The organism is Sorangium sp. So ce406 (assembly GCF_051474675.1).
GTDB classification, from domain to species: Bacteria; Myxococcota_A; Polyangia; order Polyangiales; family Polyangiaceae; genus Sorangium; species Sorangium cellulosum_G.
In genome coordinates this window covers 6771494-6798152 of record NZ_CP150340.1, presented here as the reverse complement: position 1 = coordinate 6798152, position 26659 = coordinate 6771494, and the positions used below count along the sequence as shown (strand labels likewise).

The 26659-nt window shown below is 72.5% G+C and carries 21 protein-coding genes; 11 read left to right on the top strand and 10 right to left on the bottom strand.

The features are described 5' to 3' along the window. Positions 1 to 74 precede the first annotated feature (74 nt). On the bottom strand, positions 75 to 3383 hold the full coding sequence (locus WME96_RS25140) for a protein kinase domain-containing protein (protein WP_437284126.1): 3309 nt from the start codon (positions 3381 to 3383) through the stop codon (positions 75 to 77). Between the two features lie 539 nt (positions 3384 to 3922). On the opposite strand from WME96_RS25140, the gene WME96_RS25135 reads away from it, so the two are divergent. The 5 genes from WME96_RS25135 to WME96_RS25115 are packed head-to-tail and all read left to right on the top strand — an operon-like array spanning position 3923 to position 8255. Next, positions 3923 to 4525 (top strand): hypothetical protein, encoded by a 603-nt coding sequence (locus WME96_RS25135; protein WP_437284125.1) that lies wholly within the window; start codon positions 3923 to 3925, stop codon positions 4523 to 4525. Next, the gene (locus WME96_RS25130; protein WP_437284124.1) at positions 4522 to 5280 is read left to right on the top strand and encodes a hypothetical protein; all 759 of its coding nucleotides are present in this window, start codon (positions 4522 to 4524) and stop codon (positions 5278 to 5280) included. The genes WME96_RS25135 and WME96_RS25130 overlap by 4 nt, the downstream gene beginning before the upstream one ends. After that, complete coding sequence (locus tag WME96_RS25125) at positions 5277 to 5960, top strand: hypothetical protein (protein WP_437284123.1); 684 nt, start codon at positions 5277 to 5279, stop codon at positions 5958 to 5960. Before WME96_RS25130 ends, WME96_RS25125 begins: the two co-directional genes overlap by 4 nt. Beyond that, positions 5957 to 6649: a response regulator gene (locus WME96_RS25120; RefSeq protein ID WP_437284122.1), complete on the top strand. Its 693-nt coding sequence runs from the start codon at positions 5957 to 5959 to the stop codon at positions 6647 to 6649. Before WME96_RS25125 ends, WME96_RS25120 begins: the two co-directional genes overlap by 4 nt. Before the next feature lie 52 nt (positions 6650 to 6701). Next, positions 6702 to 8255, top strand: a complete 1554-nt coding sequence (locus WME96_RS25115) for a sensor histidine kinase (RefSeq protein WP_437284121.1) — start codon at positions 6702 to 6704, stop codon at positions 8253 to 8255. A gap of 30 nt (positions 8256 to 8285) precedes the next feature. Here the strand turns inward: WME96_RS25115 and WME96_RS25110 are convergent, their stop codons facing one another. The 3 genes from WME96_RS25110 to WME96_RS25100 form a co-directional block, all read right to left on the bottom strand. After that, entirely contained in the window at positions 8286 to 8762 is a 477-nt protein-coding gene (locus tag WME96_RS25110; RefSeq protein WP_437284120.1) for a nucleotidyltransferase domain-containing protein, read from the bottom strand. Beyond that, on the bottom strand, positions 8749 to 8931 hold the full coding sequence (locus tag WME96_RS25105; protein ID WP_437284119.1) for a hypothetical protein: 183 nt from the start codon (positions 8929 to 8931) through the stop codon (positions 8749 to 8751). The genes WME96_RS25110 and WME96_RS25105 overlap by 14 nt, the downstream gene beginning before the upstream one ends. A 164-nt stretch (positions 8932 to 9095) precedes the next feature. Continuing rightward, complete coding sequence (locus WME96_RS25100; RefSeq protein WP_437284118.1) at positions 9096 to 9746, bottom strand: TetR/AcrR family transcriptional regulator; 651 nt, start codon at positions 9744 to 9746, stop codon at positions 9096 to 9098. Positions 9747 to 9872: 126 nt separating this feature from the next. On the opposite strand from WME96_RS25100, the gene WME96_RS25095 reads away from it, so the two are divergent. Next, complete coding sequence (locus WME96_RS25095) at positions 9873 to 11108, top strand: HlyD family secretion protein (RefSeq protein WP_437284117.1); 1236 nt, start codon at positions 9873 to 9875, stop codon at positions 11106 to 11108. 12 nt (positions 11109 to 11120) lie between these two features. Further along, positions 11121 to 12704 carry a DHA2 family efflux MFS transporter permease subunit gene (locus WME96_RS25090; RefSeq protein WP_437284116.1) on the top strand — a complete coding sequence of 528 codons (1584 nt, stop codon included), beginning with the start codon at positions 11121 to 11123 and terminating at the stop codon, positions 12702 to 12704. A 117-nt stretch (positions 12705 to 12821) separates the two neighbouring features. Here WME96_RS25090 and WME96_RS25085 read toward each other — a convergent pair whose 3' ends face one another. After that, positions 12822 to 14039, bottom strand: a complete 1218-nt coding sequence (locus WME96_RS25085) for a cytochrome P450 (RefSeq protein WP_437284115.1) — start codon at positions 14037 to 14039, stop codon at positions 12822 to 12824. 66 nt (positions 14040 to 14105) lie between these two features. Beyond that, positions 14106 to 15233 (bottom strand): aromatic ring-hydroxylating oxygenase subunit alpha, encoded by a 1128-nt coding sequence (locus WME96_RS25080; RefSeq protein ID WP_437284114.1) that lies wholly within the window; start codon positions 15231 to 15233, stop codon positions 14106 to 14108. Between the two features lie 297 nt (positions 15234 to 15530). Here WME96_RS25080 and WME96_RS25075 point away from each other — a divergent pair, with 297 nt between their 5' ends. Further along, the gene (locus WME96_RS25075) at positions 15531 to 16001 is read left to right on the top strand and encodes a nucleoside deaminase (protein ID WP_437284113.1); all 471 of its coding nucleotides are present in this window, start codon (positions 15531 to 15533) and stop codon (positions 15999 to 16001) included. Between the two features lie 91 nt (positions 16002 to 16092). Here the strand turns inward: WME96_RS25075 and WME96_RS25070 are convergent, their stop codons facing one another. Further along, the gene (locus tag WME96_RS25070) at positions 16093 to 16701 is read right to left on the bottom strand and encodes a DUF2267 domain-containing protein (protein ID WP_437284112.1); all 609 of its coding nucleotides are present in this window, start codon (positions 16699 to 16701) and stop codon (positions 16093 to 16095) included. Between the two features lie 238 nt (positions 16702 to 16939). Between WME96_RS25070 and WME96_RS25065 the strand changes: the two genes are divergently transcribed. Then, complete coding sequence (locus tag WME96_RS25065; protein WP_437284111.1) at positions 16940 to 17776, top strand: hypothetical protein; 837 nt, start codon at positions 16940 to 16942, stop codon at positions 17774 to 17776. 288 nt (positions 17777 to 18064) lie between these two features. On the opposite strand, the gene WME96_RS25060 is transcribed toward WME96_RS25065, so the two are convergent. Then, entirely contained in the window at positions 18065 to 20494 is a 2430-nt protein-coding gene (locus WME96_RS25060) for a hypothetical protein (RefSeq protein ID WP_437284110.1), read from the bottom strand. A gap of 166 nt (positions 20495 to 20660) precedes the next feature. Between WME96_RS25060 and WME96_RS25055 the strand changes: the two genes are divergently transcribed. Both WME96_RS25055 and WME96_RS25050 read left to right on the top strand, forming a co-directional pair. After that, on the top strand, positions 20661 to 21680 hold the full coding sequence (locus WME96_RS25055; protein WP_437284109.1) for a hypothetical protein: 1020 nt from the start codon (positions 20661 to 20663) through the stop codon (positions 21678 to 21680). Between the two features lie 257 nt (positions 21681 to 21937). Further along, positions 21938 to 23452 (top strand): dockerin, encoded by a 1515-nt coding sequence (locus tag WME96_RS25050; RefSeq protein ID WP_437284108.1) that lies wholly within the window; start codon positions 21938 to 21940, stop codon positions 23450 to 23452. Positions 23453 to 23495: 43 nt separating this feature from the next. On the opposite strand, the gene WME96_RS25045 is transcribed toward WME96_RS25050, so the two are convergent. After that, positions 23496 to 24431: a DUF2935 domain-containing protein gene (locus WME96_RS25045; RefSeq protein ID WP_437284107.1), complete on the bottom strand. Its 936-nt coding sequence runs from the start codon at positions 24429 to 24431 to the stop codon at positions 23496 to 23498. A gap of 531 nt (positions 24432 to 24962) precedes the next feature. After that, positions 24963 to 26300, bottom strand: a complete 1338-nt coding sequence (locus WME96_RS25040) for a serine/threonine-protein kinase (RefSeq protein WP_437284106.1) — start codon at positions 26298 to 26300, stop codon at positions 24963 to 24965. Positions 26301 to 26659 lie beyond the last annotated feature (359 nt).

Genomic DNA, 26659 nt, shown 5'->3' with positions numbered 1-26659 from the left:
CGGGGAGGCCGCGAGTCCTGTCCTCCTCTGTATGTCCCTATCCCGCTGGCCGTCTGTCCCGCTGGCCGGTCCGCTCAGGGCAGGCGCTGGTCCCAGCCGAGCATCACGCGCATGTGGGTCACCTGCGTCCTCGGCGGCGAGGGCGCGACGAGCAAGATCCTCCCGTCGGGCGCCACGGTGTAGCTCTGGAGATCCGGATCGGCCTGTCCGAACGGCCTGTCGTGGATCACGACAGGCGGCCCGACAGGGCGGGCGTCGACGGGGGAGACGGGCGCCGCGTACAGCTTTCCCTCGGCACGGTAATAGATTCGCGTGCCGTCGGGGGCCCAGGCGGGCTCGGTGCCCTCGCGGGGCGAGATCTGCCGCTTCACCTTGCCGTCAGGGAACGAGACAACGTACACCTGACGCACGCCGGCCTCGTCGGACGTGTACGCGAGCCAGCGGCCGTCGCGCGAGAAGCGGGGATAACGATCGTCGGACGGGCCGACGATGAGCTCACGCGGCCGCGCGGGGTCGTCGAGCGAGAAGACACGGATGTCGCGGGGGGAGCGGCCGTCGGGCGACATCGACAGGGCGACGTGCCGGCCGTCGGGGGACCAGTCGACCGCAAGGGCGAAGTTGGCCAGGCCGTCGGCGAGGCGGCGCTCCTCGCCCGTGGCGAGCGACTTCACCCACGCGCCGAAGCGCCCGTCGCGCATGCCGCTGAACGCAAGCCAGGCGCCGTCGGGCGAGATCGCGGCCGACTCGACCTCGTTGTCGAACACGACACGATCGAAGATGCCGCGGCCCTCCTCGCGCACGTAGGCCGTGTACGTGTCCTCCTTGAGGATCACCGAGAGCTTCTTGCCGTCCGCGGAGAAGCGCGGCTCGGCGAAGGGCAGGGGATCGTCGATGAACGGCGCCGCCTTCCCGTCGTCGCCCAGCCACGCGAGCTGGCTCTCCTCGTGGAAGACCGCGCCGGGCACCCAGACGAGCGTGCCCTCGTCGGAGACATCGAAGAACGAGGCGTAATCGGTGCCGTCGGTGAGCACGCCGTCCACGATGGCGTGCTCGGGGCCGGCGAGCCGCGAGGCGCCCACGTCGAACCGGGCCGCGTAGATCGTCCCCTTGCGCTCCCAGAGGAGGTGATCGCCGCGCGAGGTGCGGGCGAAGCGCGGGGTGGAGCCGCTCTGGACCACGGTGGCGCGGGCGCCTGTCGAGAGGTCGACCGCCTCGATCCGGGTGTCCTTCTTGCCGCCCCAGGAGGTGAACAGGACAGCCCGGCTGCCGGGGAGCACGCACGGGAGCACCTGCGCGAAGTCGCCGAGGTCCGGGCGAACCTCGGTGACGAACCGGACATCGCCGCCCTGCGCGGGGATGCGCGCCAGCCCGCGGCCCCACTCCGGGAAGAACGACACGGACCCGTCCGTCCCCCACGCGGCGCCCGCCGACCACGCGGCGCTGGAGAGCCGCTCGCTGTTGCCGCCGAGGAGCCGGCGCTTCCAGAGCTCGCCGCCGCGGTAGAAGGCGACCCACTCGCCGTCGGGAGAGAGGGTCGGATCCCAGCCCTCCTCGGTGCCGCGGAGCAGCGACGCGCTGCCTTCCTCGAGGTTCCGGTACCAGAGACCGAAGACGCCGTCCGCGCCCGCGGCGCCGAAGACGACGCGGCCGCCGTCGTCGGAGACGGCGAGGCGCAGCCGCGTCAGCGGCGCCTGAGGGGCCGGGTACAGGAGGTCGAACTGGCGCGCGGGCGCGGCGGGCGCGGGGGCGTCGAGGGCGCGCAGGAGCCCGGCCGAGGCCGCGGCGCCGGCGCCGACGAGCGCGGCGCCGGCCGCGGCGAGCGCGAGGCGCCTGCGGCCGGCAGCGGGCGCGGCGCGCGCGGGGGCGGGCTGGGGTGGAACCGCCGAGGGACGGCCGGCGGGCGCGGGGGCGGCGGAGGGGCGGCCGGCGGCGCGGCTGGCCGGCGGGGGCGGGACGGAGGAGGGGCGGCCGGCGGCGAGGGCGGCGGCGGCGCGGCTGGCCGGCGGGGGCGGGACCGAGGAAGGGCGGCCGGCGGGCGGGGGCGCCGCGGCAGAAGGACGGCCGGCAGGAACGGCCGGCGCGGGGGCGGCGGCGCGGGCGGCAGGGGCGCGGGTCGAGGCGGCGGGAGCGGCCGCGGCGGCGGGCGCGGGAGCCTTCGCGGCGGCGCCGGCGGGCGACGGGAGGCGCGGCGCGGCGGCGCCGGCAGGCGCGGGAGCCACCGCAGCGGCGCCGCCGGCGCGCGCGGGGTGCGCCGGCGACGACGGCAGCGTGGCGCGGGTCTGACGCAGCTCGAGCTGCGCCTCCTCGAGCTCCAGGCAGGCGTGGCCGATGTCCGGCAGCCGCCGGGCCGGATCCTTCGCGAGGCAGCGCCGCAGCAGGTCGAGGACGCGCGGGGGGACCTCGGGCGGCACGAGGGCCATGTCGGGCTCGCGCTCGAGCGTGGTCGCGAGCCGATCCGCCACGGTCTCGCCCGGGAAGGCGACCTCGCCGGTCAGGCACTCGTACAGGAGCACCCCGAACGCGAAGATGTCCGCGCGCCGATCGACGCTGCGACCCCGGATCTGCTCGGGGCTCATGTACCCCGGCGTGCCGAGGATGATGAACGGCAGCGTGAGCGTCGTGGACGACATCGGCGGTGCGGCGTCGTCGGCGTCCGGCTTCACCGCGCGCGCGATGCCGAAGTCGACCAGCTTGGCCTTGCCGTCGCGCGTGAGCAGGACGTTGCTGGGCTTGAGATCCCGGTGGATGAGCGCCGCCTCGTGCGCCGCCTCGACGCCCCGGCCGATCTGGAGCGCGAGCGACAGCGCCTCCATGGCCGGGAGCGGGCCGCGGGAGAGCCGCTCCGAGAGCGTGGAGCCGACGACGAGCTCCATGACGAGGTAGTCGGCGTCGTCCTGCTCCAGGCCGTAGACGGTCGCGATGTTGGGGTGGGAGATCGAGGCGAGCAGCTTGGCCTCGCGCCGCAGCCGCGCGCGCTGCCCGGGATCGTCCGTGACCGCCCGCGGGAGCGCCTTGATCGCGACGGGCCGCTGGAGGCGCGTGTCGCGCCCGGAGAAGACGATCCCCATGCCGCCCCGCGCGAGCAGCCCGGTGATCTCGTACGCGCCGATCCGCCGCCCCACCATGGCCGCGAGATCGGCGTCCTCCCGCGTCGGCTGGTCGAACGCGCGCCCGCGCCCCTCGGTCGCGTCGCCCTCCGCGCCCTCCAGCGGGTCCGGCGCGACAGACGTCGTGGTGCGAGGCGGCTCCGCGGCGCCCCGCGCCCCGGCGCTGACCGCCCCCGACGCATGCAGCTCGGAGCTGCCAGCGCGCTCCAGCGTTCGGCCTTGCTCTCCGCCCGGTACGCCGGCGTCGCCGACGTGCGCGTCGCTGTTGGCCTTCACACCACGTCTCCTGGGGGTGGCCCAGGATAGCTCGGGCCACGCGCGACGCGCTTTCAGAAGATCGCGCCGAGGTCGGCGCGTGGCGTGGTCCAGCTCACGCGTGCTGGGCACGTGGAGGTGTGCTGGGCAGTCGGCGGAGAGCTCGCGCGGCGCTACGCGGCCTCGTCCCCGAAGAGCGCTCCGGGCGCTGCGGGCGACCCGCCATAACTTTGCCACAACCTCTCCGCGCCTGTTCCTCGTCGAGGGCGCGGGCGCGCCTCGTGCGGGGGGTACTCCCATCGATGCCTGCGGCGGCACCCGAGAGTGCCCCGCAGCGCTCACCCCACGGAGGTCCTGTGCAGGCGCAAGCTCCCTGTCTCCTCATCCCATCCTCGCCGCAGTCCGGCATGGACTCCGGCATGCCGGATCCGTCAGAGCCTCACGGCGACGCTGCCGCGGCGCCCGCGTCTCGCCGCGACGTTCCGGCGGCGCCCGCGTCTCGCGGCGGCGCTCCGGCAGCGCCCGCGTCTCGCGGCGACGCTCCGGCGACGCGCGCGACCGTGACCGACGAGCCCGCGGCGCACGGCGGACACCCCGGCTGGACAGCCGCGCTCCTCGCCGAGCGGTCGCCCTCGCTGCTCCGCGACGACCTGACCCGGTTCGGGATCGGCGTCGGCCTCGCCTCGCTCTATGGCCTGGCGCTCGGCGCGCGGCAGGGCGGCGCGTCGCTCGTCCAGCACGCCGCCGGCGTGCCCGCCGCCGTGGTCGCCGTCGCGGGCCTCGGCGTGCCGGCGCTCCTCATCGTCCTCACGCTCTTCAACGCGCCGCTCGACCCGCCGCGCGCCCTCTCGGCCACGGCGCGCGCCGCGGCGGCGACGGGCCTCGTGCTCGGCGGCCTCGCGCCGGCCGCCGCGCTGTTCGTCGTCACGAGCGGGTCGGATCTGACCGCCGCGCTCATGGGGCTGCTCGGCCTCGCGGTGGGCGGCATCCTCGGCGTCCATGTCCTGCTGCGCGACCTCCGGGCCGCCCTCCGGGGCAACGGCAGCCTCGCCCTCCTGGCCGGGCACGGCGCCGCGCTCCTCGGGTTCGCGGGGTTCGCCGTCGCGCTCGCCCTGCGCGTCTGGTGGGCGACGCTCCCGATCCTGAAGGCAGGTGTCCTGTGAGCGCCGCCGTCATCAGCCGCCTCCTCCGGGCGCCCTCCGACATCGCCGCGAGCTGCCGCGAGGACCGGGACACCCGCGCCATCGCGCTCGCGTCGCTCGGCGCCATCGCCCTCGGCTCCGCCGTGTTCGGCGGCGTGATCGGCAGCTTCCGCGGCGGGGAGCAGATCCTCTACGCAGCCATCAAGGTGCCGCTCGCGATGCTGATCACGCTCGCGCTCAGCGCCCCCGCGCTCCACGCGCTCGCGGCCGTCCTCGGCCGCCCCCGGCCGATGCGGTCGGTCATCGCCCTCGCCCTCGCGTCGGCGGGCCGCTCCTCGCTCGTGCTGCTCGCCTTCGCGCCGGTGCTCTGGCTGCTCATCGACCTGGGGCTCGGCTACCACGCCTCCTCGGTCGTCGCCTGGCTCGCCTACGCCGTCGCGGGCCTCGCCGCGCTCGGCGTGCTCGTGCGCGGGATCGGCGCGGGTCCGGGCCGCCTGCTCACCGCGGTCGCCTTCATGGCCGTGTTCTTCGCGGTCGGCGGTCAGGCCGCGTGGATCCTCCGGCCCTACCTCGGGCGGCCGAGCGAGAAGACGGTCCCCTTCCTGCGCGCCCGCGAGGGGAGCTTCTCCGACGCGCTCGTCCGGAGCTTCCGCTCCGCGCTCGGGATCTATGACGATCACGGGCACCCGCCCGATCCGAGCGACTACCCGTACGGCTACCCTTACCCGTACGAGGACGGCGCCGCGCCCGACGGCCTGACGGAGGGCTCGCGATGAGCCTGCGCGACCTCTCGGTCCTGTACCTCATCGCGGGGCTCGCGTGCGCCGTGGCGGTCTACCGCGCGTCGCCCGGGGATCGCCGCCGCGCCGCCCTTTCCGCGGCGCTCTGCGTGCCGCTCTGGCCCATCTGGGCGCCCGTCGCGCTCACCGCGCGCCGCGCGGAGCCCGGCGGCACCCCGGGCACCTCCGCGGCCGCCGCGCGCGTGCAGGGGGCGCTGCGCGAGGGGGTCAGCGCGTGCGCGGGCACCTCGTTCGAGGCGCTCCTGTCGCGCGAGGCCGCCTCGCGCATCGAGGCCGAGGTGGCGCGCGCCGCCGCCCGCCACGCCGAGCTCGACGCGCTGCTCCGCCAGAGCGGCTTCGACGAAGCCGCCGCGGCGGCGCGCGTCGCCGAGATCGAGCGCGGCAGCGCGCCGGGGCGCGCGCTGGCGACGGCGCACCTGCACCTCGAGAACATCCGGCGCCTGCGGGCGATGCGCGACCGCGACGCTCGCGCGCTCGAGGAGCTCGCCGACCTCGTGCAGGCGCTCCGCACGCAGCTCGTCCTGGCGCGCTTCGCCGGATCCTCGGTCGAGGGCGTCGGTGGTATCGTGTCCGAGGTCTGGGCGCGCGTGGAGGGCCTCGGCGCGGCCATCGACGCGCACGGCGGCGTTTCATCCGAGGAGCCGATCGAGACGTGAGCAAGCACATCCTGGTCGTCGACGACGAGGCGCGCATCCGCGAGGTCCTGCTCTACGCCCTGCAGAAGGAGGGCTACACCGTCACGGCGGTGGCGGACGGGCGCGCCGCGATCGAGGCGGCGGCGCCCGGGAAGGTCGACCTCGTGGTGCTGGACGTGATGCTGCCCGAGCTCGACGGCCTCGAGGTGTGCCGGCGCCTGCGCGCCGGGAGCAGGACGCCGATCCTCTTCCTGTCGGCGCGCGCCGACGAGGTCGACCGCATCGTCGGCCTGGAGCTCGGCGGCGACGACTACCTCACGAAGCCGTTCTCGCCGCGCGAGCTCGTCGCGCGCGTGCGCGCGCTCTTGCGGCGGGCCGAGGCGCCGCCGCCCGCGCCGGCGGAGGCGCGCGCGGCGGTCCTCTGCCACGGGCCGATCGAGGTGGACACGGACCGCCACGAGGCGCGCTACCTCGGGCAGCCCGTGTCGCTCACCGCGACGGAGCTCGGCGTGCTCGGCGCGCTGCTCGAGCGGCCCGGGGTGGTGCTGTCGCGCGGTCAGCTCATGCAGCGCGCTTACCGGTACGACAACCTGATCACGGAGCGCACCATCGACACCCACGTTCGCCGGATTCGCGCGAAGTTCCGGGTAGTTGGCGGTGATCCGATCGCGACGGTCCACGGCGTCGGCTACAAGGTGAATGGGGCGTAGCCCGGGCCGCGGGGCGCCGGGGCGTACGATGTCGGAGCGTACGAAGCGTACGATGAGCGAGCGCCTGCGCCGGGAGCTCGGCCGGATCCGCGTCCGGCTGCTCGTCGTCAACCTGGTGGTGCTGCTCGTGCCGGTGGCGGGCCTCGAGTTCGCGCGCCTCTACGAGCGGCAGCTCCTCGGCTCGCTGGAGCGCGACATGGCGAACCAGGCGGCCCTGGTGGCGGCGATGCTCGCGTCGGGGCTCGACCGGGGCTTCGAGCTCGACGCGCCGGAGCACGGCGACGTGCTGACCCAGGCCGCGCGGCTCACGCGCACGCGCGTGCGGATCCTCGACGGGGCGGGCGCGGTCGTGGCCGACTCGCACGCGAACGGCCCGCCCGAGGGGCCCGAGCCGGCGCGCCCCGTGCTCATCCCGTCGCGCGGCTATAGCGGCCATGGTCCGAGCTCGGCCGACCTCATCGAGCTGGCCGAGCGGGTGCAGCCGATCGGCAAGGGCGCGCGCGAGGGCTGGTCCGAGATCCCGGATCGCCCGGAGGTCCGCGAGGCGCTCGCCGGGCGGCGCGGCGCGCGGACGCGCGTGCGGGAGGAGCCGCCGGCGGTCTTCCTGTTCCTGGCCGAGCCGATCCGGCGCGGCGGCGAGGTGCTCGGCGCCGTCTACGTGGTCCGCTCGACGCAGCCGGTGCTCGTGGAGCTGCACCGGATCCGTTCGGGCCTCATCCGGGTGCTCGTGGTCGCGAGCCTGTTCACGGGCCTCGTGACGCTGGCGCTCGCGTGGACGATCTCGAGGCCGCTCGGCAGGCTCTCGCGCGCGGCCAAGCGCATCGCCGCCGGCGAGCGCGACATCGAGGTGCCCGTCTCGGGGAGCGGCGAGATCCGGGAGCTCGGCGCGTCGTTCGCGGCGATGAACGAGCGGCTCGGGGCGCGGCTACGGTACATCTCGGACTTCGCGGCGGACGTGGCGCACGAGTTCAAGTCGCCGCTGACATCGATCCGGGGGGCCGCCGAGCTGCTCGACGAGGGCGCGGCGGACGATCCCGAGGCGCGGCGGCGCTTCTTGCGGAACATCGAGCTCGACGTCGAGCGGCTCGACCGGCTCGTGTCGAGGCTCCTGGAGCTCAGCCGGATCGAGGCCTCGAGCGAGGCGATGACGGTGCTCGACCTGGAGGCGCTCGCGGCGCGCGTGGTGGAGCGGTGTACGAGTCGCGAGAAGCCGGTGGTGCTGCGGTACGAGATGCCGAGGCGGCTGATGCGGGCGCGGCAGACGGACCTGGAGACGGCGCTGCTCAACCTGGTGGACAACGCGGTGAAGTTCTCGCCGGCCGGGGAGGCGGTGGTGGTGACCGTGGAGGGCGGGGAGGGCGGCGGAGGTGGGGAAGGGGGGAAGACGGCGAGGATCTCGGTGCGCGACCGGGGGCCGGGGATACCGGCGCAGCATCTGGCGCGCGTCTTCGACAGGTTCTTCACGACCGACGAGAGCCGCAACGGGACGGGGCTCGGGCTCGCGATCGTGAAGAGCGTCGTCGAGGCGCACGGCGGGGTGGTGACCGTGGAGAGCGCGCCGGGGGAGGGGGCGAGGTTCGTGGTGGAGCTGCCGGTGCGGCAGTAGGGAGGAGGCGGGCGAGCCGCTCGATGTGGGTCAGCGCGCTCGACGCTTCTCGTCGAGGGTCGCCTGGAGCACGAGGAGCATCGCCCGATCCTTGGGCCTGGTCAGCTTCGCCTTGACCTCGATCAACCGTTCCAGCGACAGAACGCGGACGAGCGCGCCGGCTATCTCGAGCACCGTCGTGTCGGGCAGAAGATCGTCATACGACGTCGACTCCTCGATCGTCGCCAGCACGTCGAGAAGTCCATGCTTCGTCTGGAGCAGCTTGTGCCCCGTTGACCGCAGATGCGATTCATTGGGGATGAGCCGTCGTGGGTCGGTGCGGAACACGGCTTCCAGGTCCGTCAGGGCCGTCATGAGTCGGCCAATGTTCTGCTCGGATCGCGAGTACACAATATCTATGTCGAGGGTATTCACCGGGGCACCCTGCAACGCTGCAGCCATGCCTCCTACAACGATGAACTCGACACCATGGTGTACCAGGGCGTGCAGGATGTCAGCGAGCGCCATCGGATGGCTCGCGCACGCTCATGATCAGATCGATCGAGCTCTGCACCTGCGCCAGCCGTTCCGTGGGGGACAGGCTGAGCATCCAGCGGACGAGGGAGCGGTCCACGCCGTTCTCATCGTAGGGGCTGTCGTCCCGATCCTCGGTGGGAGGGGCCAGAGGTTCGACCATGATCCGAGTCTAGCACGAGGCCTCGAGCGCCTCCCCAGGTGCCGCGGCAGCGCGCCGCTCTGGTCGACCTGCCGGAAGATCTGCTCGGAGACATCGACATCTGCCCGCGCGCCAGCACGAGAGCCTCTCCGGCCGCTCGCGGCGCGCGCCCGCGGGCGGCCCCGTTACGGGCGCCGTGGCGCTTCCGGCAGGCGCGCCGCCCCTGCGCGGGCGCCTGCGAGCACGGTGTCGATCGCCGCGGCGGCGTAGTCCTCGCTCACGTCCTCGCCGCGGTGGACGAGGCGCGCGTAGATCGCGCCGAAGATCAGGTCGAGGACGAGCTCCGTGTCCACGTCCGCGGGCAGCTCGCCGCGCGCGACGCCTCGCTCGACAAGCGCCCTGCGCACCTGCCGACTCCGATCGCGCAGGGCCCTCGAGATGGCCTCGACCTCCGGGTCCGCGCGCTCCGTCTGGAGCATCCGCACGATGCCCCGGCCCGTCGGCGTCTGGCTCATCCGCACGGCCCCCATCACCACGGCCAGCAGATCCCCGCGCAGCGTGCCCGTGTCCGGCGGCGCCTGCTCCTCGTTCGCCGCGCGCAGGGACGCCGCGACGAGCTCCGCCTTGGTCGGCCAGCGCCTGTAGATGGTCGTCTTCGCGACCCCCGAGCGCGCGGCGACGTCCTCCACGCGCAGCGCGCCGTAGCCCACGCGCCCGAGCTCCTCGTGCGTCGCGGACAGCACGGCCGACACCACGCGCTCCGCGCGCCCTCCGACGCGGGTGCCCTCGGTGCGGCGGCTCCGACGGGCAGACGGGGCAGTGCTCTCGCGATCCATGGGCAGACCTCTTACCGAACAAATCCCGGCGGATCTTGGCTCGCTCACCCGTAAAGGCAACTTCTCGTTGCCTCAACAGGTCCGGGTGGGTACTATGGCAAAAGTTTGTAGCCTTTAGGATCCCGCATGAGCACTGCAGCCTCTCCCTCCGATGCCACCCTCGTCGCCGAAGCCCCCGCCGCGCAGGGAAGCGCCTCCGCGAAGCGGAAGAGCAAGGCGCCCGCGCTCGTGGTCGCCCTGCTGCTCGTCGCCGTCGTGGGCGGCGGGTACTGGTGGACGCACCGCTTCCTGGAGAGCACGGACAACGCGCAGGTGGACGGCGAGGTGATCGCGGTCCCGTCGCGGGCGGGCGGGACCATCGCCGAGGTGCTCTTCACGGAGAACCAGCCGGTGAAGGCCGGCGACACGCTGGCCGTGCTCGATGACGCGAGCGCCAGGGCGAAGCTCGCGCAGGCCGAGGCCAACGTGGAGGCCGCCGAGGCGGCGGCCGAGGCGGCCGAGGCGGACGCGCGCGTGGCCGAGATCAACGCCCTCGGCAACAGGTCCATCGCCGAGGCGTCGCTGCAGACGGCGCAGGGCGGCGTGACGTCGGCGGCCGATCAGCTCAAGGAGGCGGAGGCCTCGGTCCGATCCGCGGAGACGGCGCTCAGGCAGGCCGAGACCGAGCGCGACAGGAGCCGCTCGCTGCTCGCGCAGGGCGCGCTCCCGCAGGCCTCGTTCGATCAGGCGGAGGCGAGCTTCGACGTGGCGCAGGCCAGCCTGGAGGCGGCGCGCGCGCGGCTCTCCACGCTGCGGGCGAACATCGCGGTGGCGCGAAGCCGCACGATCGAGGCCTCGGCCAAGGTGAAGCAGACGAGCAGCGTGGACGTCGTGGTGGCGCAGGCGCAGGCCCGCGCCAGGTCGGCGCGCGCGCAGGTGGCCATCGCGATGGCGGCGCGCGATCTCGCGCAGCTCGAGCTGTCGTACACGCGCGTCGTGGCCCCCGCCGACGGCGTGGCCTCCAAGAAGACCATCGCCGTCGGGCAGCAGGTCGCGGCGGGGCAGGCGATCGCGCAGCTCGTGACGCCGCTCGTGTGGGTGACGGCGAACTTCAAGGAGACCCAGGTCGCGCACATGCACCCGGGCCAGCCCGCGGACCTCGAGGTCGACGCCCTGCCCGGCGTCACCCTGCACGGCGAGATCGAGAGCCTGTCCGGCGCCACCGGCTCGCGCTTCACGCTGCTGCCGCCGGACAACGCCAGCGGCAACTTCACCAAGGTGGTGCAGCGCGTCCCCGTGCGCGTGAAGGTCCGCGACGTGCCGCACGGCGTCGTGCTGAAGCCGGGCATGAGCGTCGAGCTGTCCATCGATACGCGCGGCTAGGAGGAGGGGCTCATGGCTCACGTCGCTTCGTCGCCGGCCGCGCTCGAGCTCGACGCCGCGCCGGCCAACAAGTGGGCCGTGGCCGTCGCCGTGGCCATCGGCGCGCTGCTCGAGGTCGTCGACGCGAGCATCGTCAACGTCGCGCTCAAGGAGATGCAGACATCGCTGGGCGCGACGATGAGCCAGGCGAGCTGGATCGTCTCGAGCTACGCCGTCGCCAACGTCATCGTCCTGCCGCTCGCCGCGTGGCTCGGGCATCGGTTCGGCAAGAAGAGCTATTTCATCTTCTCGCTGGTGGGCTTCACGGCGGCCTCGGTCCTGTGCGGGCTCTCGACGACCCTGCCGATGCTGGTTGTCGCGCGCGTCCTGCAGGGGCTCACGGGCGGCGGCCTGCTGGCCAAGGCGCAGTCGATCCTCTTCGAGACGTTCCCCAAGGAGGAGCAGCCCACGGCGCAGGCGTTCTTCGGGGCCATCGTCATCGCGGGCCCCACCATCGGCCCCACGCTGGGCGGGTACATCGTCACCAACGTCGGATGGCGGTGGATCTTCTTCATCAACCTGCCGCTCGGCGTGCTCGCGGTGGTGCTCTGCCTCGCGGCGCTCCCGGCGGACGGGCCGCTCGCCGCGGCCCGGAAGGGCATCGACTGGCTCGCCATCGGCCTCCTGGCCGTGGGCCTCGGCTGCATGCAGACGTTCCTCGAGGAGGGGAACTCGCATGACTGGTTCGATGATTCGCTGATCGTCGCCCTGTTCGCCGCGTCGCTCGTGTCCCTCGTGCTCTTCGTGCGCCGCGAGCTCCGCGCGGAGGAGCCCGTCGTCGACCTGCGCGTGCTCGGCCACCGCTCTCTGTGGGCTGGCAGCATCCTCTCGGTGGTCATGGGCATGGCCCTGTACGGCGGGCTCTTCGCCGTGCCGATCTTCGCGCAGACCGTCCTGCATTACACGTCACAGCAGACCGGCCTCTTGATGCTGCCGGGCGCCCTGGCGACGGCCTTGTTGATGCCCGTCGCGGGGAGGCTGTCGCGCCGGATGGACCCGCGGCTCACGCTGGTGATGGGGGCGCTCCTGCTGGCGGCCTCGCTGACGATGCTGGCCTCGATGAACCCGCAGACGAGCGGCGACGACCTGTTCTGGCCGCTCATCGTCCGCTCCGTGGGCACGACCTTCATGTTCCTGCCGCTCTCCCTGGCCGCGCTCGGCCCGATTCCGCGCAAGGACATCGCCGCCGCGACGGGCTTCTACAACCTGACGCGGCAGCTCGGGGGCAGCATCGGCGTCGCGCTGCTCTCGACGCTGCTCGTGCGAAGGCAGGCATTCCACGAGGCCGTCCTCGCGGAGAAGCTCGTGTCGAACGACCCGATGACGATCGAGCGCGTCGACCTGCTGACGCGCGCGATGATGGCCAGCGGCGCGTCCGCGGCGGAGGCCAAGCAGCGCGCGCTCTGGCTGCTCTCCGGGTCGGTGGCGCAGCAGGGCTCGGTCATGTCATTCGCGGACACGTTCTGGCTGGCCGGCGTGATCATCGTGCTGTTCCTGCCCCTGGTGATGCTGCTGGGGAAGCCGCAGCGAGGGGCCAAGGTGGAGGCGGGGCATTAGCTCCGCCCGCGCCCTTGCGCGCTGTGCTCACGCCCCGATGGGGGAGAGGCATCGGGGCGAGCTTGCCACCTTCCCGTCGCGCTGATCCCGCCGGTCGCCGGCGGCCAGGTAGGCGCTCTAGAAGCGGACGTGGAGCGCCGTCATCCCGCGGAGCTTGGTGTTGGGCTCCCATGTCGGCTGGGGGGTCGCGAGCCCGAGCCGCGGCAGTCGGCGCAGCAGCACCGAGAAGGCGATCTCGAGCTCGGTGATGGCAAGGAAGGCGCCCATGCACGCGTGCGTCCCCCGGGCGAACACCAGGTGCGGGTTGTGCTTGCGCGTGAGGTCCAGCCGGTCGGGCTCCGGAAACACCTCGGGGTCGCGGTTGGCGGCGCCCAGCACGATGGAGAGCCGATCCCCCTTGCGGATCAGCTTGCCCCCGAGCTCGAGATCCTCCAGCGCCCAGCGCTCCATCCCTCGCTGTCCAGGCGACGCGTAGCGCAGCAGCTCCTCGACGGCGGTCTGCGTCAGCTCCGGGTGGCCTCGAAGCAGCATCAACTGATCGGGATGCGAGAGCAAGGCGTACACGCCAGCCGAGATCATCCGGGCCGTCGTCTCGAACCCGGCCTGGAGGAACAACAAGAGGTTCGACAAGAGCTCCGGAAACGCGAGCCGCTCGCCGTGGTCCTCGGCGGAGATCAGCGCGCTGATCAGATCGGCGCGTGGGCGCACCTGCCGCTCGGAGATCCATCGGCTCAGGTACTCTCGCGCGGCGTCATCGGCGGCTTCGCCCTGCTGTCGCACCGCCGGCGGTTGAGCCTGATCGAACTTCAGATGAATCCGGGTCGTCCACGCGCGAAGTTGCTCTCGCTCCAACGCCGGCAAGCCCATCAGCTCACAGAGCACGTACGTCGGCAGGGGGTACGCGTAGTCGGCCACGACGTCCATGCGCCCGTCCCCCTCGACGCGGTCCACGAGCCCGTGCGCGACCTGCTCGATCCTTGGCCGGAGGCGCTGCACCACACCGCGCGTGAACACCTTGCCGACGAGGGAACGCACCCGGTCATGCGCGGGCGGATCCTGCTCCATCATGTTCGGGGTCCACGGGCATGATCCGGAGGTGTGGCGCGGGGGAACGGCCATGACCTTTTCACGTTGTGTGGTCAGGCGCTTGTCGGCCAGGACGAGCTTCGCGTAGCAATATTTCGTGATCCACCATTCCCCTGCCGAGGCGACGAAATGGACCGGCGCTTCCGCACGGAGGCGTGCATAGAACGGGTAGGGATCCGCCACGAAGGCAGGATCCAGCGCGTCGAAGCTGTCCGCTGACCATTCCTTGTACGTGACCGCGGATGCCATCTCTTTGTCTCCTGCTCCACCGACGAACGAGCTCCGGAGCCGTCGCGCCCCGGTGAACACGCGCGTTCACCCCGCGAGGAAGTCGTCGAGCGCGCGGTGAAAACGGATAGGCCCGAGCTCGAACCGGCCGAACGTGAACACCTGGTTCGCGCCGGAACGCAGCCCGCTCTGGATCAACGACACCGACCTGAAGTCTTCTTCCAGTGTCGTCTCGAAGCTCTCTCTATCTGCTCTGGTATGGCGCACCTCGTCCTCGGTCTGAGGGGCGCGGGCGGTGCTCGCCCACGTGTGCCAGAGCGTCCGATCCAGGCTGCTCGGAAAGATGGTTTGAAGAATGGTCGGACCTTCTCGTAGCATGAGAACCGTGTTTGGAAATATCAGATAGACGACGTTGGCGACGGAGAGGAGATCCCAGTCTGCTGGATCGCGATCCAGGTACTCGTTTATCTTGTTTTTGGGGACGATGATGCGCTGGTGGGGATAGAGGTCGTCGTGTAAGGCGACGTTGTCGGGCACCCAGGGGGCGACCGTCTGCGAGTGCGTCTTCCGGAAGTGATACACCTCGAACGCCACTTCCATGAGGAGCTTCCAGTTCGCGTTCGGTGAGAAGGCGAGCTGATATGCCGGATGGAGGCGCGAGAGATTCCAGCCGGCGAGCTCTCGCGCGAGGGGACCCAGAAAGGTGTCCAGATCCGGTCCAGGATCGGTCCATACCATGCCGAATTTGACCTGGACAGGGAACGGGGTGAGCGCAGTGCGTTCGCAATGCCCCTCGGCAAAGCCGTAGGCGTGTGGGATGTGCAGCAGCTTGCCGTCGAGCCCATAGGTCCATGCATGGAAAGGGCACGTGAAGGAGCTCCGGGCGACGCTCGTCGGACCGGCCACCAGCCGCGTACCTCGGTGGCGACAGGCGTTCAAGAAACCCCGGATCTGACCCTCTTTGTCGACGGAGAGCAGGATCGGCACGCCCAGCCCGTCGTGGGTGACGCAGTCGCCCGGCCTTTGCAGGAACGCCGTGCTCGTCAGGACGATGGGGTAGCGCTGGAAGAGCTGCCCTCGCTCGCGCTCGAACCGCGCCGGTGACGTATAGATGTCCACCGGCCGCTGCTCCGGCTCTGCGACCATGTCCGTGGTCCGCCGCTTGATCAGATCGAGCGCACGCCGTAGCAACGTCACCTGCTCTCGTTGCTTCATGGGTACCTGGAGTTCCAAGACCTCCCGCTGCGCGCCGCTCAGGTCGGCAGGGTAGGGTCTCCCCCTTGAGGCTCCGTGCCCCGGAACCTTGTGCAATTTCTCGGCTAAGCAAGCTCGGAGGGGGTCGTGCTGGTGGTCCTCTGCCTGGCCCAGCGATTGCTGAATGCTGAATGCTGAAGCCGTGTCTCGCGACGAAGCGAGACCTGGGATCGGTCCGGAGACCTTGGAGAGCTGCATGTCCTCGTTCAGCCGCGAGACCATCGAGCCCTTGCTCACCGGGGCCATCGGAGACGTTTCATGACGATCCCGGAGCGCCACCTACCCGTCCTGCGCCGTTGCATCGAGCTCTCCTGGGAGGCCCGGCGACGAGGCGACGGCCCATTCGGCGCGGTGCTGGTACACGATGGACGGGTGATTCTCGAGGCGACGAACGTCTCCCGCACGCAGTCCGATCCTCTCGGACACGCGGAAATGACGCTGCTGCGCGCGGCTGTCGGCCAGGTCCCGCGCGAGGTCCTGTCGCAGGTAATTCTGTATGCCAGCACCGAGCCCTGCGTGATGTGCTCGGGGGCTCTGTATCTCGCGGGCATCCGGCACGTCGTCTATGCGGCGAGCGCCGAGGCCATCGCGCGCTTTCTGCACGACGACATCGCTCTATCCTGTCGCGAGGTGCTGCGTTCGGCCCGCGAGCCGGCCACTATCGAGGGGCCGTTTCTGGAGGAAAAGGCTCTCGAGCCCCATCGTGGATTCTGGCCCGCGGGCGAATAGATGAAGGCCGTCTTGTTCTTCACCTCGGTCTTCCGGGCTGGCTCATCCCGCCAGACCGTCCAGCTCCCCGGATCGTCTCCCCGTTCCGCCGTCAGCTCGCGCGCTTCACGGCGGGGCCATCGCCGGACGAGTCCGCCGCCGTGCGATCCGCGCCCGCGTCGCCCCGGAGCTGGTCCGGCGCCGGCGTCTCCACGCCCGCCCGCGCGGGAGGCTCTGCCTGCGACGTGTCCGCCGGCCGTGTCGCGTGGGAGCTGCCCGCGACGCGGTGGCGCCCCCAGAGGTCCTTCAGATCGGCGGGCAGCTGGCTCTCGATGTCCGTGACCTCCTTCGTGGGGATCTCGCGCTCCACGGCCGCGAAGACCGCGTGGGACACCGCCCTCGCCTGGTCGGTGTCGATGTGCAGGTGCTCCGCGAGCGTCTCCAGGAACTCTCGACGACTGAAGACCTCGGGATCCTCGTCGCGGTGCGTGGCGCACGGCTGGACGATGGCCTGGATCGTCGAGGGCAGGGCCGCGGCGAGGTCCCGCGCCTCTCCACCGCTCAGCCGGCGCGACAGCGTGCACAGCGCCGCGCCGACGGCCTCGGGCGCCCCCAGGTGCGGCGGCAGCGCGCCGCTCTGCTCGACCTGCCGGAAGATGTGTTCGGATGCATCATCGATCGACCGAGCGACCGCGGTCGTCGTGTTCACCTTGCTGCCCATTCGATTGCTCCTCTCGTGTCGTGCGGGAATCGTGCGAGACCGCGTGCACAGCCAACACAGAAGGCAAGCGCGGTGCCGCCCCGCGCGCAGCAAGAATCCAACGTCACCTCGTCTTCTATAAATCACCTCTCCCTCGAAATCTCCCTGGACTCCTCTCTTCACATCATGAATAGAGGACGCTTGCCCGTCTGGCATTCCAGCGCAATCCCGCGCTCCTGCCACGGACGAGGGTGATCTCATGAGCAAATACACCGCTTCGGAAGTGATCCAGCTCCCCCGCTTCACCGCGGTCGGGGCGATGGCGCTCGGCGAGCAGCTCCTCAGCGCGGCGAAGCCCGTGAAGAAGCAGCTCGCGAAGGGCATCGCGCGCGTGCTCGCGGCGCTGGCTTCGCGCCATAGCGAGCTCGCGTCGGCGCTGCGCGATCAGGTGTCGCTGTCCGAGGGAGGGGAGGCGAGCGAGGATGCGGTCCAGTGCGACCGCGTCCTCGACGGGTGCTGGAGCGGCCTCAACGACTTCCTGACCGCGTTCACCAAGCTGCCGCCCGGCGCGCCCGAGGTCGCGGAGGCGGCCTCGCTGAAGGCGGCCATCTTCACGGGAGGGCTCAAGTTCCTCCAGCTCACGTACGTCCTGCAATGGTCCGAGAGCGAGCTCCGGATCCAGCGCATTCGCAAGAACGGCCTCGACGCGCGCATCGAGGCGCTCGGCGGCAAGCGCTTCCTCGTCGCCCTCGAGGCCGCGCACACCGCGTACGGCAAGGCGCTCGGCGTCACGGCGCCTGCGGCCACGGCCGCGGGGGCGCCGCCGAGCGTGCGCGAGGCGCTCGACGCGTTCACCGAGGCGCTGCGCGCGTACGTGATCAAGGTGATGGGCGCGGTCGAGCCCGACGAGCCGGAGACGCAGGAGCTCGCCGACACGCTGCTCGCGCCCCTCGCGAGCTGGAGCGTAGGGCCGAGCGGCCGCGGCGCGGCCCGGAAGAACGGCAAGCCCGAGGGCGAGCCCGCAGCGCCCCCTACGCCCGGCGTGGCGCTCCCGCCCGACGTGCAGGGCACCGAGCCGGCGCCGGCCGACCTCTGAGCCCCCTCGCGTGATGCACGCCCGCTGTTAAGCTCGCGCTTCGACGCGGAATTCTGTGCCAGGGACCCCGCGAATGCCCTCGATCTTGTGCCAGATGGGGGGTCCGGACCCCTCCGGACCGCAAAGCAGAGCGCTCGCGAGGGGTCCGGGCCCCCTCCGGACCGCAAAGCAGAGCGCCTGCCGAGGCTCGGGAACGCCTCTCGGCGGATCGCGGAGCACTCGAGCGCTCGCTGCGTCCGCGTACCCGCCGGATTGCCCATGACGAGCGCGCCATGACGAGCGCGGCGCTCACGGGAACCACGCCGCGACCTGCACCACCTCGCGCGCCGCGCCGGCCAGGCCCTCGTCGCCCGCGAGCGCCGCGATGAGCGGCGCGAGCCGCACGAGGCTCACGCCGTCGCCCGCGAGCGCGGCAGAGCGGAAGTCTCCGGCCAGCGCGTCGAGCAGGAGGCCGAACGCCGCGGCGGCCCCCTCGGGCGGGAGATAGCGGGCCAGCGGGACCAGATCGAGCAGGCGATCCGGCTCATCGGCGCCGAGGCGCAGGGCCAGCGGAAGGGCTCGGCGCGCCAGCTCGGGCGCGTGCGCGGGATCGTGGCGCGCCAGAAAGCCGAGGGCGTTCAGGTGGTGGGCGTCGCTGAGCGGCGCGATCAAGGCGAGCAACGCGTCGCTCTCGCCCGCAGCGCCGAGCCAAGGGCCCACGTCGAACAGCAGCCCGTAGCGATCGAGCGGCTCGGCCCGGCGCAGCGCCGCGTCGATTCGTGCCCAGAGCGGCCCCGGCTCGGTGGCGAAGGGGAGGCTTCGGGCCAGCGCCCGCACGCGCGACGCTTCCGGCAGCACCTCGAGCAGGTCCGCAGCGGGATCGCCCAGCGCCCGGAGGCGCGGGATCAGGCCCTCGAGGAGCTCGGCGGCGCGCTCGCCGAACCGGGGAGCCAGCGCCGCGGCGCGACGGGCCTCCGGGACGGCGAGGAGCGGCACGAGCCGCGCGAGCGTCCGGTGCGCGAGCGGGTCGTAGGGGTCGGCGTGCTGCTCCACGGCGGCGAACGCGGCGCGCACGCGGTCGGGATCGCCGAGGACCTCCGCGAGCGCGGCGAGCGCTCGCGCCCGCGCGGGCCCAGGCAGCGCCTCCGCGTCGGCCCAGAGCGCCTCGGCGACCGCGCGCGGGAAGCGGTCGGCAAACAGGTCGAGATCGCCAGGATCTCCGCCGCCGTCGCGGAGGCTGGCGAGCGCCTCGCGCGCGACCGCGACCCCTTCCTCCGGAGGCAACGCCCTCGTCGCGACGAGCAGCAGCTGTGCTCGATCCTCCGCGTCCTCCACGGTCCGCAACGCAGCGAGCGCTTCGCGCGCGACCGCGTACCCCGCCTCGCCCTCGACGACTTTGGCGAGGTCAAGGAGGACGTCTCCGCGGAGCTCGGCCTCCGGGATGCGCCGTGCGGCGTCCGCGGCCCACGCGAGCACCTCGGCGCGCGCGGGCCCGGCCGCCATCGCCGCGCCGAGCGCGATGAGCGCCTTCGCCTGCTTTCGCTCGTCCGCGATCGGCGTCTCCCGATCGAGGGGCTCGACGCCGACGGGAGCATCGTCATCCTCGCGGCGGGCGCACCAGTTCATGCTCGCCTCGACAAGGGCTGCGCGCACCGCGAGCGCCGCGGCCTCGTGGCCCGACGCGAGCGCCTCGACGGCGCGACGGCGCACGCGCTCGAGGTCGGCGACGAAGCCGAGATAGCCCTCGGGCCGAGCCACCCAGCGGGCGAGGTGCTCCTCGGTGACCAGCGCGGCGAATGCCTGGAGCGGCGCGGCGGCCTGCTCGAGGTGCGCCCGCGTGTAGGCGCAGGGATAGCCGTCCGGCGCGAGCGACAGCAGGCGGCGGATCGATGTTTCCCGCGCGCTGCGGTCGAGGCGCTCCTCCACCTCGCGACGGGCCGCGTTCCAGCGGAGCGCATAGGTGCCATCGACGGCCGTGACGAGCGGCTCGATCCCCGCGAGGGCGCCCTCGATCGGGGCTCCGAGGGCGGTCGTGATCTCGTCCTCGGGAAGCCGGCCGTAGGCGACCGAGAGCAGGCCGAGGAGCCGGGCCGGCACCGCGCCGGCGGCCGCGAGGAGCTCGGCGGGATCGCCCGGCGCGGGCCAGGGCCGCGACGGCAGCGGATGGATCCGCGTGCGCGCCGGATCGAAGCCGAGGCGCGGGATCCACGCGCGGGCCGCGGCTTCGTCGCCCTCGACGGTGGCGAGCACCTTGACGCGAGGGCCAACGGCGGAGAACAGCGCTGGCCAGCCAACGAGCGGTTCCGCCTCCTCTACGTCGGTGATCGTGAGCAGCAGCGATGGATCTTCCTGCGTCGGCCCCTCGCGCAGATGCTCGTCCGCGATCTGCGCGCGTAGACGCCGAGGAGGACCGCCCCCGTAATCGGCCAGCAGCCGAGAAACCAGCAGCGCGATGAGGTCGCGCTCGAGCCTGAGATCAGGCCCGAGCGGCACGAGCTGCGCAGCGTAGGCGGTACCTTCGAGCTGTGAACGGACCAGGTGGGCGGCCACGACCGAGCGCCGGCCTGGGCGCGGGCCATGCAAGATCGCATAGGGCAGCCCTGGTTCGTCGAGCCATTGGCTGAGCGCGGCCAGCGCGGCTTGCTCCGCCGGGTCGAGCGTGGCGCTCGACGCTTCATCCCAGGCGCAGCGGCAGGCGCGCTCGACGGGCGCGGGGGCGAGGAGTCGGGGCGGGGACATCGTCATTGCGCAGGTCATGTGTCAGTGAACGGCGGCGCCGGGCCGGGCGGCGCTCCAGGGACGCCGTCGGATGACGTGGCCCGCGTCCTGTAATATGCACGATACTGGGCGTCGTGATTTCGGGCCGCGTCGGCCCTACACCCGGCCCCCTTGACACCGAGGTTTGATGCCGCCCGTCAGCGCGACCCTGTCGACGCCGCTCTCGTCCCCCGGAGAGGATCTCGTGTTCTGCGCCGCGTTCGCGCTCGCCTGGGAGAAGCTGCGCGAGAGGTTCGGCCCGATCCGCATGGACCCCCAGCCGCCCCTGGCCGACGCGCTGAACGCGGCGGCGCTCGGGGCCGAGGTGGTGGATCCGGCGTGGAGCGTGTCGGGCGCCGGGCTCGGCGGCGCTGGCGTCGTGGAGGCGCTCTGGGCCGAGCTCTCCTCGAAGTTCCCCGATGCGAAGCCGGAGTACCTGCCGCGGGCGGTGCCGGCCGACGCCCTGCTCGCATATGGCTACCTGAGCAAGACGCTGAAGTTCGAGACGACGTTCGCGGTGCGGGAAGGGACGTTCAAGGACTCGAGGGTCCGCGCCTTCGGGCTGGACGGCAACCCGTTCGGCGCGGACCCGGCGCGCCGATCGCAGGTTGTCGTGCACGACTGGGCTGCGCCGAAGGACTTCGTGATCGAGCTCGTCGCCGACGATCCGGACAGCCGCGTCCTCGTCGCGCAGATCGCGCCCGCGGAGACGCTGGCCGCGACGGTGGCCAGCGCGCTCGGCCGGCTCGATCGGCTCGGCGGGGAGGCGCGGCGGATCGCGCCGGACGAGGCGCTCGCGATCCCGCGGCTGACGCTCGATGTGGAGGGGCGTTTCGGCGAGCTCATGGGTCGACCTCTGCTCGGCGACGCATTGCGAGGGAGGCGCCTCGACGAGGCGAAGCAGCGGGTGCAGTTCCACCTGAACGAGGGCGGCGCGGGCGCGACGGCGGAGGCCGTCGTGGGCTCGTACGGTCTGCCGCCGCCCCGGTCCTTCCTGGTGACGGCGCCGTTCCTGGTGCTGCTCCAGCGGCGCGGGGCGCGCGCGCCCTACCTGGCGGCGTGGGTGGAGAGCACGGCCTGGATGGAGGTGCTCGGCCCGGTGGCGTCGCCGATGGCGCCTCCGGCAGGCTGGGGACCGCCGGCAGGTTGGGGACCGCCGCCTGGGTGAGGATCGCCGGCAGGTTGGGGACCGCCGCCGGGGTGGCACCGCCGCCTGGGTGAGGATCGCCGCGCTCCGTCCGGCACGACGCGAGGGCGCCGGCCGTCCGGGCAACGCGCGGTGGTCGCACGACGAGCACCCGCGTGCCACGCGCGGCCCAGGACGGAAGAACTGAACCGGTTCATCTTCCCCCGCGAGGGCTGATGATCCAAGCTTCGCGCCGCGGGGATCCCCGGGGTCCCCTCGTGCTTCAGCAAGGAGCCATCATGCGAAGATCATCGTTCTTGAGCTTGAGCTCATCAGGTTCTCTCGTCCTCCTCCTCATGGCGATCGGGTGCAGCTCGTCGAACGAGTCGTCCTCCGGCGCTGGCGGCGAAGGAGGCGCTGGCGGCCAGAGCGCGACCAGCAGCGCGAGCGGCACCGACCCGGCCGGCGGCACCGGCGGCACCGGCGGCGACGCGGCGGGGTCCGGCGGCGCCGGCGGCGAGGCTGCGGGCACCGGCGGCACCGGCGGCACCGGCGGCGGGGCGCCTGCGGGGCCGGGCTGGGACTGGACAGGGATCGTCGGCACGGGACAGAGCCTCTCGGTCGGCGCCGAGGGCACGCCGCCGCGCGGGACGGAGCAGCGCTTCAACAACCTCAAGCTGTCCCTCGGGGGCACCTCCGTGCCTCCGTTCGATCCGGCGAACAGCGCCCTCTCCCTCGTGCCGCTCACCGAGCCCATCCGCGGGTTCGCGACGACCTACCCCAGCGCGTACCCGAAGAACATCTACGGCGAGACGCCCCACACGGCCATGGCCGACCAGATATCGACCCTGGCGCAGGCGGCAGGCGGCGATCACATCACCGTGCACACCGTCGTCGGCGAGAGCGGTCAGCCCATGAGCGTCCTCCGGAAAGGCGCCAACGCGACGACCGATGGCGACACGTCGATGGGCCGCGCCTACGCGGCGACGCTGTTCGAGGCGGAGGCGATCGCGCGCCTCGCGAGGGACGCGGGCAAGACCTACGGTATCGGCGCCATCATCATCACGCACGGCGAGTCCGACGCCGGCAGCGCGACCTACGAGGACGATCTGGTCAAGCTCTGGTCCGACTACAACGCGGATCTCCTGCCCATCACCGGGCAGTCGCGGAGCATTCCCCTGCTGGTGTCCCAGCAGCACTCGGTGCACACCGAGGTGGGCTCGCGCTCGACGTCGACGCAGGCGCAGTGGCACGTGGGCGTGGGCCATTCGGGCGACATCGTCTGCTCGGGCCCGAAGTACCAGTATCCGTACGCGGAGGATCACATCCACCTCACCGCGCACGGATACCAGCTCCTCGGCGAGAAGTACGGCCAGGTCTACTTCGAGAAGGTCGTCCTCGGAAAGGACTGGCAGCCTCTCCAGCCGACGGGCGTCGAGCGCGCCGGCAAGGTGATCACCGTGCAGTTCCACGTCCCGGTGCCGCCGCTCGTCTGGGACAGCGCGCTGCCGTCTCCCCACCAGACGGCCTTCACGGAGTGGTCGAAGGGCCGCGGCTTCCAGGTCTGGAGCGGCAACACCCGGATCGAGATCAGCGGCGTCGAGATCTCCGGCGGTTCGGTGAAGATCACGACCGCCTCGGATCTGCCCGCGTCCGGCGTGATGGTCGGCTACGCGGCGACGACCGACGGGACCACGATGCCCGGCGGCACGACGCGGTGGGGGCAGCTCCGCGACTCCGATCCGTTCGTCGGGTCGGTCACGGGCGAGGCCCAGCCGAACTACAGCGTCGCGTTCGAGATGAGCGTCCCCTGAGCCCCCGCGCGCGCGGCCTCCCCGCGCGCGGCCTCGCCCCTGCTCACCGCGCGCGCCGGACCTCGTCGGAGAACCTCACCGCCTCGCGGAGCACGTGATCGGCGAGCGAGGGATCGATGATGCTCTTGATCTGCCCCGTCTCGATGCCCTGCTCGGCGGCCGTCTTGAAGTCGATGACATCGTCGGCCATCATCGCGAGCTGCCCGCTGCCGACGAGCTGGATGTTCGCCTGGTACATCGCGTCGGCGCGCGCGTTGGCCTGCCCGACGAGCGCGCGCTCCTGCGGGTCGAGCAGGTGCGCGATGAACTCGAGGTGCTCGGCCATGATCCGGGTCCAGAACGCCCCGACCTCGTCGCGCTGGAACCCGGCGCCGCCGCTCGCGAACAGATCGAGCCGGCCGGCGAACCGCTCGGCCTCGCGCGCGATGTGGTCGAAGAAGAGCGGCCAGACGAGGCTCTTCAGCGTGCCGGCCTCCTGCTGGCGCTGCATGCGGCGCTTGTACTCGATGAACTGAAGCACGCTCGAGCGCGTGTCGGAGAGGAGCGGATAGAGCTCGTCGTCGCGGTAGGCGCGGTCGCGGGCCGAGACGAAGTGCTGGGCGAAGAGGACCTGGAACTGCCGCGCCTCGGCCCGGGGCGCGCGGAGGGCGTCGCCCGGCATGAGCAGCGCCATGAACATCGCATGTTCCATCATGATGTCCGTCCAGAAGAGGACCTCGGAGAGGGCCTGCGCCGCGTGCCCGGCGTGCATTCCGGGCAGGTAGATCGGCTTCGTCGCGCGCTGATCGACGAGGATACCGGGCGTCTGGGGGAGCCCTTCCGGGAGGGACAGGGGCCCGACCGACTCGCAGCTCACGGCGCCCTTCTCGACCGCCAGCGCGAGGCCCGTCGGGGCGAGCAGCGAGACACCGACGGTGGCCGCCGCTCTGCCGGCGAATCGCCTGCGTCCAAATTTGCCTTGTGAAACACGCTTCTCCATCGACGCTCCTCCAGGTTTCGTACAGCCGTGAGAGACCGAGCGAAGGTGCATGTCCCGCGCCCGGTCTCACGAGAGGAGTCGAGGGGCGGTCCGCCGCTCCGCGCCTCGCCGGCTCCGCCGACCGGCGGCGTCGAGGATCGCCGCGCGAAGCGCTTCGCTCGCAGCGGCGTCGCGAGGGGCGCGCCGCGCGTCGAGCGGCCGCGGAATCCGCCCGTGATGCGCGGTCCGCCGACCGGCGGTCTGCGAAGCCCGAGCACAGGGTCGCCGGTCGGCGGGCGGCCTGCGACTGCCGAGCACATGGTCCCCCGGCGGACCACAGGAGCTCGACCCCAGGTGGACGGTGTCGGTGCAGGCGGGGCAGAGATGGGCGCGTGGGTGGGCTTGGGCGGGCTCACCCGCCCGGGCGGGGCTCGCTCTCGCAGCGGCGCTCCTCGACGCCTCGCCTGCTCGAGAGCGGCGCTCCTCGACGTCTCGCCTGCTCGAGACCGCGCCCGGGCGACGCCGTCGACGCGCTCGGCGACGACGACCTGCTCAGAAGCCGATCCGGTCCGTGCGGACGCGCGCGTTCGTCCTTGCGGTGGGCGTGGGCCTCGGCTGCTGGCGCGCGTTCGAGGCGGCTCGCGTCGCCCTGGGAGCCGCCGGCAGGGCGGGGGACGGCGAGGCCGCGCGCTGCGGGGGCGGCGTCGTCGTGGACGCCGCCGGGAGCGCGGCCGCCCGGGCCTCCTCGGCGGGCGGCGCGGGCGGCGGCTCGGGCGGCAATTCCTGGTCGGGCGCGCCGCGCGCGGCCGGGCTGTCCGCGGCGGGCGCGCCGTGCTCCGGCGGATCGCGGTGCATCCAGGGGATGCCCAGGCCGAGCGCCGCCGCCCCTGCGAGCGCGACCCCCGCGATCAGGACGCCGGCGCTGCCCCGACGGGCGCCCGCGCCCGGCATGACGAGCCCGTTGAACGTGCGCGCCTGGCCGCCGCTGTGGGGCGACCCCGCGCCGCCGGGCCCGTGCGCCGGCGCTCCCGCTCCGTCCGTCGAGCACGGCGGCGGCGGTCCTGGCCGGGGGTCGCGCGCGCTGGCCGGAAGCGTCGGCGCGTGCTCGAGGCCGAGCACCGCCTCGTCGAGCGCGCTGGCCATCTCCTTGACCGATCCGAACCGCGCCGCGGGATCGCGCTGGAGGGCCCTCGCCACCCAGGCGTCCACGCCGCGCGGCACGCCTGGCCTCACGGCGCTCGGGAGCGTGAACACGCCGGCGTTGACGGCCACGGAGAGCGCGCCCAGGGTCTCTCCGGTGAACGGCGCCCGGCCCGTCAAGGCGTAATACCCGACGACGCCGAGCGCCCACAGATCCGCGCGGAAGTCGACGTGCTTGGCGCTGAGGAGCTGCTCGGGGCTCATGTACATCGGGGTCCCGAACGAGCTGCCCGTCGACGTCATGGCCTGATCGCGGCTCACAGGCTGCTTGGCCACGCCGAAGTCCAGCACCTTGACGAAGAAGGCCTGGCCCTCGGCGTCGGCGAGGAAGATGTTGTCCGGCTTGATGTCGCGGTGGACGATGCCGAGCTGGTGCGCGCGCCCGAGCGCCCTCGCGACCTGCCGCACGACGCGCGCGAGCTCGTGCAGCGACAGGGGGCCAAGGCGGGTGATCCTGCGCTTCAGATCTTCCCCCTCGAGCAGCTCCATGAGGATGTACGGGACCCCCGCGTCAGTGATCCCGTGATCGAACACCTGGGCGACATGGGGGCTCTTGATCTGCGCCGCGGCCACCGCCTCGCGCCGGAACCGCTCGATGAACCCGGGGCACCGCGCGATCTCCGGGGCCATGAGCTTCACGGCGACCTGCGATCCGAGCGAGAGGTGGTCGGCTACCCAGACGGTCCCCATGCCTCCTTGTCCGAGCGGCCTCACCAGCCGAAGCTTGGGCGTAACCAGATGTCCGGAGTTCACGAGCCACCTCTTGGTCGGGCCACGCTCCGCGCTCGATGGTCGTCGACGGGTGGCGCAGATTACGGCGGAGCGACCGATAGTCAAGTTGTTCAGCCTGTCTGCGAATGCAGGGCAGCGCAGCGCTGCCCGCGGCAGAGCGGGCGTGATCTATGTCTTTGTTGGATCGTCGGTGTCGATTCTCGAGCTGTCGTGTCCTGCGCCGACGACCGCCGCCCGTCGCGGCATGTCTGCGCCTGAGACGTACCGGCTGTCGCGCTCGGTGATCTCGCGCGGGCGGCTGAGGCGGCTCATCGCGA

Bases quoted from the DNA above. Each gene is read 5' to 3' on its own strand.
- WME96_RS25100 (WP_437284118.1), bottom strand. From the start codon at position 9,746: ATGGATCGCGAGAGCACTGCCCCGTCTGCCCGTCGGAGCCGCCGCACC.
- WME96_RS25125 (WP_437284123.1), top strand. From the start codon at position 5,277: ATGAGCCTGCGCGACCTCTCGGTCCTGTACCTCATCGCGGGGCTCGCG.
- WME96_RS25080 (WP_437284114.1), bottom strand. From the start codon at position 15,233: ATGAAGCAACGAGAGCAGGTGACGTTGCTACGGCGTGCGCTCGATCTG.
- WME96_RS25115 (WP_437284121.1), top strand. From the start codon at position 6,702: ATGAGCGAGCGCCTGCGCCGGGAGCTCGGCCGGATCCGCGTCCGGCTG.
- WME96_RS25075 (WP_437284113.1), top strand. From the start codon at position 15,531: ATGACGATCCCGGAGCGCCACCTACCCGTCCTGCGCCGTTGCATCGAG.
- WME96_RS25095 (WP_437284117.1), top strand. From the start codon at position 9,873: ATGAGCACTGCAGCCTCTCCCTCCGATGCCACCCTCGTCGCCGAAGCC.
- WME96_RS25050 (WP_437284108.1), top strand. From the start codon at position 21,938: ATGCGAAGATCATCGTTCTTGAGCTTGAGCTCATCAGGTTCTCTCGTC.
- WME96_RS25070 (WP_437284112.1), bottom strand. From the start codon at position 16,701: ATGGGCAGCAAGGTGAACACGACGACCGCGGTCGCTCGGTCGATCGAT.
- WME96_RS25090 (WP_437284116.1), top strand. From the start codon at position 11,121: ATGGCTCACGTCGCTTCGTCGCCGGCCGCGCTCGAGCTCGACGCCGCG.
- WME96_RS25045 (WP_437284107.1), bottom strand. From the start codon at position 24,431: ATGGAGAAGCGTGTTTCACAAGGCAAATTTGGACGCAGGCGATTCGCC.
- WME96_RS25055 (WP_437284109.1), top strand. From the start codon at position 20,661: ATGCCGCCCGTCAGCGCGACCCTGTCGACGCCGCTCTCGTCCCCCGGA.
- WME96_RS25085 (WP_437284115.1), bottom strand. From the start codon at position 14,039: ATGGCATCCGCGGTCACGTACAAGGAATGGTCAGCGGACAGCTTCGAC.
- WME96_RS25065 (WP_437284111.1), top strand. From the start codon at position 16,940: ATGAGCAAATACACCGCTTCGGAAGTGATCCAGCTCCCCCGCTTCACC.
- WME96_RS25060 (WP_437284110.1), bottom strand. From the start codon at position 20,494: ATGTCCCCGCCCCGACTCCTCGCCCCCGCGCCCGTCGAGCGCGCCTGC.
- WME96_RS25110 (WP_437284120.1), bottom strand. From the start codon at position 8,762: ATGGCGCTCGCTGACATCCTGCACGCCCTGGTACACCATGGTGTCGAG.
- WME96_RS25040 (WP_437284106.1), bottom strand. From the start codon at position 26,300: ATGGGGACCGTCTGGGTAGCCGACCACCTCTCGCTCGGATCGCAGGTC.
- WME96_RS25105 (WP_437284119.1), bottom strand. From the start codon at position 8,931: ATGGTCGAACCTCTGGCCCCTCCCACCGAGGATCGGGACGACAGCCCC.